General features: G+C 44.0%; 10 protein-coding genes. 4 read left to right on the top strand and 6 right to left on the bottom strand.

Translation table 11 applies throughout. From position 1 onward, the window contains the following. Positions 1 to 187 precede the first annotated feature (187 nt). Positions 188 to 589, top strand: a complete 402-nt coding sequence (locus E1163_RS09220; protein WP_155171147.1) for a DoxX family protein — start codon at positions 188 to 190, stop codon at positions 587 to 589. A gap of 132 nt (positions 590 to 721) precedes the next feature. Here the strand turns inward: E1163_RS09220 and E1163_RS09215 are convergent, their stop codons facing one another. Then, positions 722 to 1,639 carry a mechanosensitive ion channel family protein gene (locus E1163_RS09215; protein WP_343033791.1) on the bottom strand — a complete coding sequence of 306 codons (918 nt, stop codon included), beginning with the start codon at positions 1,637 to 1,639 and terminating at the stop codon, positions 722 to 724. A 108-nt stretch (positions 1,640 to 1,747) separates the two neighbouring features. After that, positions 1,748 to 1,903, bottom strand: coding sequence for a zinc-ribbon domain-containing protein (locus E1163_RS09210; protein WP_155171146.1), 156 nt, complete (start codon positions 1,901 to 1,903; stop codon positions 1,748 to 1,750). Positions 1,904 to 2,026: 123 nt separating this feature from the next. Here E1163_RS09210 and E1163_RS09205 point away from each other — a divergent pair, with 123 nt between their 5' ends. Beyond that, positions 2,027 to 2,908, top strand: coding sequence for a DMT family transporter (locus E1163_RS09205; protein WP_246223585.1), 882 nt, complete (start codon positions 2,027 to 2,029; stop codon positions 2,906 to 2,908). Here the strand turns inward: E1163_RS09205 and E1163_RS09200 are convergent. After that, a complete protein-coding gene (locus tag E1163_RS09200) occupies positions 2,886 to 3,269 on the bottom strand; it encodes a DUF2784 domain-containing protein (RefSeq protein ID WP_155171145.1) in 384 nt (127 codons plus the stop codon). The genes E1163_RS09205 and E1163_RS09200 overlap by 23 nt on opposite strands. Positions 3,270 to 3,354: 85 nt before the next feature. Between E1163_RS09200 and E1163_RS09195 the strand changes: the two genes are divergently transcribed. Continuing rightward, positions 3,355 to 3,771 carry a DUF1801 domain-containing protein gene (locus E1163_RS09195; protein WP_155171144.1) on the top strand — a complete coding sequence of 139 codons (417 nt, stop codon included), beginning with the start codon at positions 3,355 to 3,357 and terminating at the stop codon, positions 3,769 to 3,771. A 109-nt stretch (positions 3,772 to 3,880) separates the two neighbouring features. After that, complete coding sequence (locus E1163_RS09190; RefSeq protein ID WP_155171143.1) at positions 3,881 to 4,516, top strand: peroxiredoxin; 636 nt, start codon at positions 3,881 to 3,883, stop codon at positions 4,514 to 4,516. Between the two features lie 83 nt (positions 4,517 to 4,599). Here E1163_RS09190 and E1163_RS09185 read toward each other — a convergent pair whose 3' ends face one another. The 3 genes from E1163_RS09185 to E1163_RS09175 all read right to left on the bottom strand — a co-directional run. After that, the gene (locus tag E1163_RS09185; RefSeq protein ID WP_155171142.1) at positions 4,600 to 7,467 is read right to left on the bottom strand and encodes a PD-(D/E)XK nuclease family protein; all 2,868 of its coding nucleotides are present in this window, start codon (positions 7,465 to 7,467) and stop codon (positions 4,600 to 4,602) included. Positions 7,468 to 7,672: 205 nt separating this feature from the next. Next, positions 7,673 to 7,828, bottom strand: a complete 156-nt coding sequence (locus tag E1163_RS31215) for a GIY-YIG nuclease family protein (protein ID WP_246223586.1) — start codon at positions 7,826 to 7,828, stop codon at positions 7,673 to 7,675. A 149-nt stretch (positions 7,829 to 7,977) separates the two neighbouring features. Further along, a partial coding sequence (locus tag E1163_RS09175) for a UvrD-helicase domain-containing protein (RefSeq protein ID WP_155171141.1) occupies positions 7,978 to 11,056 on the bottom strand: 3,079 nt, incomplete at its 5' end.

The raw sequence follows: 11,056 nt of genomic DNA, 5'->3' as shown, positions 1-11,056 counted from the left end.
ACTAAACTTCCGAAAGTTTGGTAAAGCTTACCGATCGACAGCACGATCTGAAGGTAATTACTCCGAACACTGCAACTACTACCATAGTACAGTTTTTAGAAACTCTAAGGATGAAACAATACTAAATCAACAACTTTAATAACGCCTGATGAAGAATATGCATATATTGAACTATAAATCATGAACCATGCAATCCCTTCGTTATTTTGAAAAGTATAAGGACATCAGTGTTTTTGTTCTCCGCTGTGCCTTCGGTATTCGCCTGATTTATGGCACACAAGACAATATACTGAGCTGGGAGCAAATGCTTGAGTTTTCAAAGTTCCTTGAGAGTTATCATTTTCCATTTCCTTTGGTCAGTGCGATAGCCTCAGTAGCTGTTCAATTTGCAGGAGGCATCATGTTTATTCTGGGTTACCACACACGACTGGCTGCATTGATCATGATGTTAAATTTTACGGTAGCATTGATATTTGTACATTGGGGAGACGCTTACCTCAATTTAGCCCCTGCCCTTCATATTTGGATCGTCAGCTTCTTTTTACTGACTTATGGCCCAGGTAAAATAGCCATTGACAGCAGACGGTAATATTGGTGGTTATATAAACAAGTCTTGAGTCATTTATTAAAGGAATATGACGACTCAAGCTGAAAATCTCTTGAGAAGTGACATACCTATTTTATATTATTCCGGTTTGCCAACTGCTCTTGCCGATTGCAATTACCTCCCCTCCTTCGTCGCCTGTTTGCTTTCCGTTTTGTTGTAATAAATACGCTGGGTTGGGTATGCAAAATCAATATCATCATGCTTGCGAAACTCGATCAATATCTCCTCCCAGATGGCATGTTCGGTGGAGCGCCTCTTTTTAGGCAGGCATAGGTAGCGCATGGTTAATGCTACGCCATGGTCTTTTACCTTGGTGTAAATAACGGGAGTCAGCGTGTTATAAAATATCATAAACTTCTTAGAAGCCTCCATCAGTTTTTTCTGGGCAGACTTGGTCAGGTGTTTGGTATGCTTTTCCATTACCCCGTTTAAAATATCCTTGGCTTTTTGCCAGTCACTTTCAAAAGTCACCACTACGCATATCTCATTCCAGATATTGCTAAAGCCCTGGTGGTAGTTAAACTGAGCTTCTGAGAAAACCTTGCCATTAGGAATGTGTACGATCCGTCCCGTACTCTGGTCTGAGTCTACCCAATTACCAATTTCATTTAGGGTGAACTGAAATGCACGGATATCAATGACATCTCCAGCAAAATCCATGATCTGTATCCTGTCCCCTACCTCGAAGGGCCTCCTGATCATGATAAACAACCATCCTGCGAGGTTAACAATCGGGTCTTTTAGTGCTACAGCTATTCCTGCTGAGATCAGCCCCAGAAAGGTGGCAATGGAATGAAACTCATCAATCCAGATGGTACTGATCACCATCACGCTTAAAAACACAAAAATATACCGGACACCATTCTTCCACTTGTATCGCTGTTTTACTGCTTTTATGCGCCAAAACACTATCTTCAAAAGCAATTGCCGCATAAATGCCAGCACAAAAATGGCAACCAGCGAGAAAAATATTTTCCGCTGGATTTCAGGGTTTATACCCCAATGTTCACTTATCCATTCAATAATTTCCACCTTGTATTATTCAGCAATCTGCACCTGTTGTTTCCAAAAAACTAACACACTACCCTATGGTTTGTTTCTGGTGCTCATAAGAGGCCCCAGGCAAAATTTGCCATTCGATTATAATATAAAAAAGAGTAACATAAGCAAAACAAGCAGTATGGCCACCCACTGTATACCTTTGCTAAAACCTGGAAATTCATAGCCGCAAACAGGACAAACCTTGCTGTCAGCATCTACTTCCATGGCACACGACGGGCATTCTTTCTTTTTCATACCGGTTAATTTTAATAATCTATAAATATAATAAGCCATAACCTAACTATCATCAGTTTACAGGCTTTGTATTCAGGTATCTAACTCATATTTTTGGCGCTCACTTAGCTGACCCTTTTGCCCTTGAAACAAACCACACACCTACGCCATGTATTAGATTTTAATCTGGCCATGATACTCATGAGCACATCCGGCTCCCTGGGCAGATACATCTCCATGCCTCCACCCGTCATCATATGGTGGCGATGCCTGCTGGCGGCGCTGTTCTTATATCTGTTTTGCCGCTGGAGGAAAATAGACTTATCCGTCAACATAGCCCATGACGGCTTCTCCATCATTCTGGCAGCAGTACTTTTGGGCGGTCACTGGATCACTTATTTTTATGCCCTGCACCTGTCTAATGTAGCCATTGGCATGCTGTCTTTGTTTACCTACCCTGTTTTCACAGCATTGCTGGAACCTGTCTTGCTAAAGTCTAAATTCAACCTCAGGCATATAGGCCTGGGCATGCTGGCTTTGCTGGGAATTTACCTCCTGGCGCCTGACTTTGACATGGAGAACAGCCACTTCCAGGGCATTCTGTTCGGGCTGGTTTCTTCCCTGCTCTATGCCCTCCGCAATATCCTTCTCAAGAAAAAAGTATCGCGCTACCAGGGCTCAACTCTGATGTTTTACCAGCTATTGATCGCCATGGTACTATTTGTGCCGGTACTTTTTATATACGACTCCTCAGGCATTACCGGACAATGGCCAGCCGTAGTTACCCTGGCGTTGGTGACTACAGCCATCGGCCATACCATGTTCGTTATGGGCCTAAAGCATTTCAGTGTAAGCACGGCGAGTATAATAAGCAGCAGCCAGCCGATCTATGGTATTATTATCGGCATGATCTTTCTGCATGAGATCCCTCAATGGAATACCGTTTTCGGTGGAGCTTTGATATTGATTTCCGTGGTTATTGAAAGCATCCGCTCTTACTCAGCTAGTGACCGGAGTTCCTCCTGAACAGGTCCCGGTTTCTCACCACGGTCATCACAACGGCAATAACAAGCCCGGTTACAGTTATGGCATCGACCACATTTGCAGGTATATCCGCCTGAAAAAGTATGTCCAGATAGTACTTGACAAATGAAGCAGGGAGGTCTGTTTCCCCCAGTTTTCTTTTCACCTCCCAGTGCCAGTCAGTTAAAAAGCAGTAGCCCAACCCATAAAATATCCCCAGGATAAGCCACGATGCAAGCGTAAGCACTACCGACACCAGGTGCAGGCGGCGTAGCCTGTACCACAGCCACCCGAAAAGGTTAAATAGCGTAACACCAATATGTAAAATGGTGAATATAACATCCTTGATCTCCAGCCACGACATAAGTTAAAATTAATCGTTTGCCAGGTTGTATCATAAATTGAATAGTAATAATTTAAACACATAGTTCATCAATAAAAGACAAACCATGGCCGAGCTAAAAACTAAACTAAATGATGAAAGCGTCGAGGACTTTCTAAATTCCGTTGAAGACGAACAAAAGAAAAAGGACAGCTTTGAGGTGCTAAACATCATGAAGCAAATCACCGGTGCGGAACCCAAAATGTGGGGAAGCAGCATCGTGGGATTCGGCAATTATCATTATGTGTACGATAGCGGTCGCGAAGGAGACTGGTTTATAGCAGGGTTCTCTCCCCGAAAGCAGGCCCTTACCCTGTACATTATGGCCGGTTTTGCCCGGTACAATGAACTACTGCAAAAACTTGGGAAATATAAAACCGGAAAATCGTGCCTCTACGTAAAAAAGCTCCAAGACATTGACCTCGAAGTACTTAAAGAGCTTATAGGCAGCTCGGTGGAATACATGCGGAAAAAGTATGGTTAATATATGCCTCCGCGTCGGTAACAAGACCTTTTTCTTTCAACCAAATCAAGGCTAATTCGTTAGACAAAGGATAAGTAAATCAACTAAAACAACTAAACAACTTACTATTATGGCACTTAGATTAGGAGATACTGCACCAGATTTTACGGCAGAGACCTCAGAAGGTAAAATCAGCTTCCATGAATGGCTGGGTGACAGTTGGGGTTTGTTATTTTCACACCCTGCCGATTATACGCCGGTTTGTACTACTGAGCTGGGCACTACAGCCAAACTTAAGGAAGAGTTTGAAAAGAGAAATGTAAAAGTGGTAGCACTGAGTGTCGACGATGTAGAGTCTCACCAGGGCTGGATCAAAGACATCAATGAAACCCAAAACACTACGGTGAACTTCCCGATCATTGCCGACCCCAAGCGTGAGGTTTCCACCTTGTATGATATGATCCACCCTAATGCAGACAACAGCTTAACTGTGAGATCAGTATTTATCATAGACCCTGCTAAAAAAATAAAACTGATCATCACCTACCCTGCATCTACAGGTAGAAATTTTGACGAATTGCTAAGGGTTATCGACTCCCTGCAACTTACAGCAAACTACAGCGTGGCAACCCCAGCCAACTGGAGACATGGCGAAGACGTGGTAATAGCACCGGCCATTACCGATGCGGAAATTCCTGCTAAATTCCCCAAAGGGCACAAAGTGATCAAGCCTTATTTGAGGACTACGCCTCAGCCTAATTTGTAATTCAACTCATATATATCAAATAGAAAAGCCATCCCAATGCAACTATTGTGGATGGCTTTTCAGTGTCTAATGGCCCACCGAAACTACCCTCTCTCACATATCCCCGAATAGGCGCAAAACTTACACTTTGCCTCATCATCAGTCTGTACAAAGGACATAGCCGGATTAAAGATCTCACCGATCAACTCTTTGAGCAAGGCTGTGTATTCATCAAGGAATATGGCAGCATTATCAACCTTGCCCATGGTTTTATGCCTGAGCATTACATCCTCACCCATAAACAAGGCATCCTTATTGAAAACTGCGGGCACCATTAAATCAGTAGGTTGCTTTTTATATTGGTAAAGCAAGGCATAATAAAAAGTTTGAAAAGCCGCTTTGTTTTTCTTCTTCCGGTCAAAAAGCTCCTCAATATTTTCAAAAAGATGCTTGTCCTGTCCGGTTTTATAGTCAATCAGCCTGACTTTCCCGTTCTTTTTATCCAGCCGGTCTATGGTACCTCTCAGCCCAACCTTGATGGGCTCCTTCGCCTCACTGATGTCATTGTCAATCTTCAGGTCCAACTCGTACTTTTGCTCAGCACCAATAAACTCAAACGGCGCATACTGCTCATCAAGCTTTAATATGCTCTTCATAAAATCCTTGATGATCTCTTTAGCAATGATGTTTTTCCCTTCAAAGTAGAATTTCCTGTCTTCATTTACGGCAAACTGTTGCCTGAAAGCCTTGACAGCGGCATCATCAATTCTCTTTTTCAGTGCTTTAACATCAGATTTTTCAATGAACTGCTTGCCCTTATGCTCGTCCAGGTAATCCAGATAAAGCACCTCCATAGCGTAATGCAGTACATTACCTAACGACCTCGCGTCCACATCCTCATCCATATCATCCTGCTCATAAAGGTCGGCCACATAGCGGAAATAGAACATCAACCGGCAATCCAGGTAGGTATTGAGTGCCGAAGGGGAAAGCCTCTTTAAAGGAGGGCGCTGGGCTGTTTCCAGAAAACGCGATAAGCTCTGCATAACCAGCTCATCTTTATCAACGGTAATAACCCTGGCTTCGTCAATCTCGGCATAGTTCGCCAGCACCTGCATATTGATCTTTAGGTTTGATTCGTGGATAAGCTGTTGCAAAAAGCGGCTCATCTCCTCTCCCCCGAGGTCATTGCCTTCGGTATTATAATAAAGGTCAATATGCTTTGGTCGTTGAAGCAACCGGTAAAACAGGTAAGCATATATGGCATCCTGCTGATCATAGTTAGGCAGGCCATATGCCTTTCTCAGGTTGTAGGGCACAAATGAATGCTTACCTCCCTGTGAAGGAAAAAAGTCTTCATTCATACTCAGCACAAATACATACTCAAAATCGAGGTTACGTGTTTCCAGCACACCCATGATCTGCAACCCCTTCAACGGCTCACCGGTAAACGGAAGCCGCTCAGTCCTTACCAACTGCTTGAACAGCCGGCTAAATGAAGCCAGATCAGTCTTCTGCCCTACCGCCTGCAGCAGCTCGGCATAGCGGTTCAATATCTGATAAAAATGATGGATGTATTCAACCTCCACGGTATTCTCTTCCCGCTCAGAGAGGCCATGCAGTGCCAGCAGGATGTCCGACAAATAAGTAATGAGATTGTCCTCAGCAGGCTTAAATATGCTTTTGATTACAGGTATATCGATTAAATCGGCATTGGTGAGAAATACCTTATTGTTTTTGATAATATCTTCCGCCAGGCGCTCCAGTCCTTGCGGGTTATGCGGCATGATCATCGGGTGCTTGATGATCGCCAGTACAGGTTTGAAATTGTAAAGCACATGGCCATCAGGATCTTTACGGATAGCCTTTTGGAGATCCAGAATATGTTCTATAAGGCTGTTGACCGGTGCATATGCCAAAGGAAAGCCCATGGTAACGTTGATGGCTTCCACCTCCTCCGGCAGGGAATGTAATACAGGAAAAAGCAGCGCCTCATCCGCCAGCACAACCGCAATCTTGCGAAGGTCCATACCCGGATTTTCCCTGAGCAACTGCCCCAGTTTCTGCCCTACTACCTTGGCTTGCCCTACATGTTGAGGCACACCGATAATATTGATATGTTTCTCGTCACCTTCGAGATACAAAGGGTTTTCTTTAGGAAAAGACGGTGCAAATGTATTGGTTTCCTTGTAGCCCCTGAGGAAATGGCCTGCCTCCTGATGCCTGTTCCTCATGTAGTAATCATCCAGGTCCCATACTATACTGGCCTGCCTGTGTTTAATGAACCAGCTTATGATCTTTTCTTCGGCCAGGTTTAAAGCATTGAAACCAGCAAATACCACCGGGCCGTCGATATTCCTGAAATTGATCTTATCTACATTGTCTGCCACATACCGGTATTGCATACCCTCATAAGCCAGGCTTTCAGCCTTAAGGGACTTCTGAAAACTGGCGTATACTTTATAGAGACGGTCCCATACAAACTCAAAACGCTCCTTTTCTTCGGATTTACTTTTGTCAAACCCCTGCCAAAACCGTTGAATGATTTCCTTCTGCTCTGGTTGCAAAAAATCAAAAGTGAGATCGAGCTGTTTCTGTCTGCTCAGGTTAGTATAAAGGTTCTCAGGGTTTACCAGGTACTTATCAATGTCATCAAAATCTTTGAGCAGCATCTGTCCCCAGTAATAAAACCGGTCGAAGCCTTCCCCCGTTTTCATTACTTTGGTATAGACCTCAAAAAGCCTGTGCGTCAGGAACAACTTATCGGCAATTTGTGAAGAAGACTGATAGGCAATAAAATCCTGAAAAGAAAGTATTCTCGGTGACCACACGGGACCGGTGATTTCCTGTTTTATGTTTTCACGAAAAAACAAACCTGCCCTTCTATTGGGAAATATCACCGTTACAGAACCCAGGTTCTTACCATGATCATTTACCAGTTTCTGCGCTACCTGCTGTAGGAATGTTTTCATTTAATTTTTTTAATCTTTCTTTTTCTGCTGCTTCTATGGCAATTGCGGTTTGTGCTATCAACTTCGGGACCCCGGCACAAGGCCGGGGCGTTGCATCATAATAATTATTGGTGACATTCAATTTACTGAAAACAACTCATAGAGATCATTCCATTGCGGATTCATAGCGTTGATTAAATTTTCTTTCCATTCCCTCCTGTATCGTTTAATTTGTCTCACGATGCAAAGCCTCCTCCATAGAAAGAAACTCCTCAAAGTAAACGAGCTTATCACAATTGTACTTTTTGCTAAAGCCAGGCAACAACTTCTGTTTATGCTCATATACTCTTCGCTCTACGTTATCAGTAAAACCAGTATACAAAACTGTATACCTGTCTGCATTGGTTATTATACACAAAATACTTCTTCATTAAATATTAAAATATTGCACCTTTCCCTGCCCTGTGCCGGAATCCCGGACTTAAAAACTACAAACCAAACATAAAGCACTCCCCGATCTAAACTTAAGGTTTACCCCACCTCTTCCACCTTATTATCACCAAGATACCACAAATAGGCCTGCACGTTGCTATACCCCATTTCACCCAGCAACTGCTTATAATGCTGCATCTGCTTTCGGTCAGCAGCTTTAGGGAGCCCGGTCTTGTAATCAATAATAATCGCAACATCACCCTTCAACAGCACCCTGTCAGGCCGGAATTCATCCGCAGGAGTAAGAATAGGCATTTCATTATAAACCTTCCAATCCCCCCCAAACCACGTCCCCGCCGTTTCATTAGCCAACAATTCATCTATCAGGCGCTCAATTTGAAGCTTTTGTTCGTCATTCAGTCCTTCCTCATAATACAAAGCCGTAATGGCCCTGTCCCTGTCTTCCTTTACAGCAATTTTGGATAGCAGCCGATGCATTAAAACACCATAGTTAATTTTCGTTCTTGCTTCATCTACTTCCACGAACCCCTCTGCCGACTGCTTCACGGTAATCCGCTTTCTCCAGTCAAAGTGCTGGTAATGATCAAGGGTAACCCCCGGAGCTGTTGGCTCATGCCTGCTTTTAAACTCAAATTGGCGGTCGCCATATTCGAAAACATTTTTTTCACCACTCCAATGCTCCTTCAACTCAAAATCACCATCATCCAGCACATTTCTCAGCACCTTCGAAATGCACTTTTTATTATCCGGGGCAAATACCCAAAGGTTATGCACAGCACGGGTAAACACCACATAGAGTATGTTCAGGTTATCCAGGTGTGCCTTGATTTTCTCTTCCTCATAAGCTTCCTGGTAAAAGGTGTCCATCAAATCCTTTTTGTATTTCATAGGAAGATGCCCCACATTGAATGGCTCCTGATCTGTTGCGCTCCACATGATCGGTGAGCGCTGATGATCAATTTCCCAGTCACAAAAAGGCACGATTACCGCCGGATATTCCAGACCCTTGGCTTTGTGTATCGTCAAAATCCGCATAGCATCAAGGTCATCGGCCACTTTAATACTTTCCTTGGAAGCACGCTCCTCCCACCACTCCAGGAAAGATGAAATGTCCCCTTTTTCATTTTGAGAAAATTTCAATATCAGGTCCTGAAAAGTTTGAAGGTAGGCAAATTGCCCGGCCAGCTTATTGGCCTCAAAGATGTTGATAAGCGTTTCTACAAGTTCGTAAAATGGCAAGTACAATAGCGCATGTTGTCTTTCCTGAAACTCAGGGGGAAGAAAACCGGCAAACCCCTGGGCTGACACACTTTGGAATAGCTGACTTAAAGGAATTTCATCCTTCTTAATGGCTTTACGGTATTCATAAACCAATTCGGCCTTTACCACCTTATCTTTTCTGTCGTGCAAATGCCGGAGTGCGGCGATAACAACCCTTACCGCCGGTGAAGCTGCCAAGAACAGTGATTCATTGGACACTACATCGTACCGGTACCCCTCTTTGGCTTTGCCTGACTGCTCGTAGTCAGAAAGGAAATCGGCTACATCCTTCCCTTCTTTGTTACGCCTTACGAGTATAGCTATATCTTTTAATGGCACGCCTTTATCCTGTAGTTCCTCCACTATCAAAGGGAGGCGCTCCGCTACCTGGTCTTTCCATTTTTCGTCCTCTTCATCCTGCAAAAAGGTGATATTAACATAACCTCCCGGCCTCGCCTGCTTGTGGGGCGCTATGTGCTGGTAAGTGTCTTCATACACCTTATTTAAAACCTGCCACTCCTCAGAGTCTACAGAACCACCTTCACTCATCATGGCGGCAGGTATTCTTTTAAAAATGCTGTTATTGAAGTTCACAATGTTGGCTTCACTTCTGAAGTTGGTGTCCAGCACCTCATTGGCCGTACGCTCCTGCCCTATATCCTGCTCTATTTTGTTCAGCAAAAGGTCCCAATCCCCGCCACGCCAGCGGTAAATGGATTGTTTAATGTCCCCTACCACCAGGTTCTTATATCCTTGCGCCAAACTATCTTCTACCAAAGGCCTGAAACTATCCCACTGAAATCCCGAGGTATCCTGAAACTCATCAATCAGATAGTGATTATAAAAAGATCCTACTTTTTCATATACAAAGGGCGTATCCGAATCCTTCACAAGCTCTTTAAGGAAGCGAGTGGCATCGGATATCAGCATCACGTCATTCTCCTTTTTATATTCCTGCAGCTTCCGTGTGAGGTCGGCCAGCAACCCATAGCCATAAATGAATTTCTTGATCTGCAAAGCAGTATTGTACAAGGTATGCCGTTCCTCATAATAGCGCACGGCATCGTTAAGCAGGGCTTCCAGGCCATTGCCCAGCACTGTGTCCAGTAAATCCGCCTTTTTAGAGGTTTTTGAATACCAACTACCGCTACCATCAAGTGCACTGGTAAGGATAGCCGTCGGGGCATACTTTTTCTGGTCCTTACAGATTTTATGCAGGTGGAACATTACCCCCTTTGCACCACGGTAGAAATCCGCCACCGTTACTCCGTATTTATCCATCAGGTCTAGTCCGGACCTGCCGTATTCGTCCATTTGCCCCTCAAAGGCCGTGATAATTTCGTCCACTGCAGTCTTTAACTGACGTGTAAGATTTTTGTCCTGCTCCGCTATTTCATCTTCTATGCTTTTGAAATTCTCGGCAAAGATCTCCTGCGCCAGTTGGCGAATATTTTTCCGCACGTCCCAGTTACTACCCTCTTGCAGGTTTTCACGGGCAAATTTTATCAGCCAGTCTCTGATCTGCTTATTGTCCGTCACCTCAAGCAGCAGGTCATCTACAATTTGGATAAGGATCAGGTCAAAATTTAGCTCCAGTCTATAACTGCCGGCCAGCCCCAGCTCCTTGGCAAAGCTCCTGATCACTTTCTGAAAAAAAGTATCGATAGTGCTAACTGAAAAATGCGAATATCCGTGAAGTATCTCCGTAAGCAATTCGCTGCATTTTTGCTCGAAAGCATAGCTATCCAGGCCGGAATACTGCATCAGCTCTTCTGCCATACTATCAAACTTACCATGCCCGAATTCATCCAGCTTTTGAATGATACGGTTCTTCATCTCCTGCATGGCCTTGTTCGTGAAAGTAACAGCCAGAATATGCTTAAAATACCGATTGCTC

This window comes from Fulvivirga kasyanovii (genome assembly GCF_009711405.1).
GTDB classification, from domain to species: domain Bacteria; phylum Bacteroidota; class Bacteroidia; order Cytophagales; family Cyclobacteriaceae; genus Fulvivirga; species Fulvivirga kasyanovii.
This window is presented reverse-complemented; position numbering and strand designations above follow the sequence as displayed.

Excerpts from the sequence above, each read along its gene's own strand:
- E1163_RS09200 (WP_155171145.1), bottom strand. The coding sequence starts at position 3,269 with ATGTCGTGGCTGGAGATCAAGGATGTTATATTCACCATTTTACATATT.
- E1163_RS09185 (WP_155171142.1), bottom strand. The coding sequence starts at position 7,467 with ATGAAAACATTCCTACAGCAGGTAGCGCAGAAACTGGTAAATGATCAT.
- E1163_RS09220 (WP_155171147.1), top strand. The coding sequence starts at position 188 with ATGCAATCCCTTCGTTATTTTGAAAAGTATAAGGACATCAGTGTTTTT.
- E1163_RS09195 (WP_155171144.1), top strand. The coding sequence starts at position 3,355 with ATGGCCGAGCTAAAAACTAAACTAAATGATGAAAGCGTCGAGGACTTT.
- E1163_RS09210 (WP_155171146.1), bottom strand. The coding sequence starts at position 1,903 with ATGAAAAAGAAAGAATGCCCGTCGTGTGCCATGGAAGTAGATGCTGAC.
- E1163_RS09190 (WP_155171143.1), top strand. The coding sequence starts at position 3,881 with ATGGCACTTAGATTAGGAGATACTGCACCAGATTTTACGGCAGAGACC.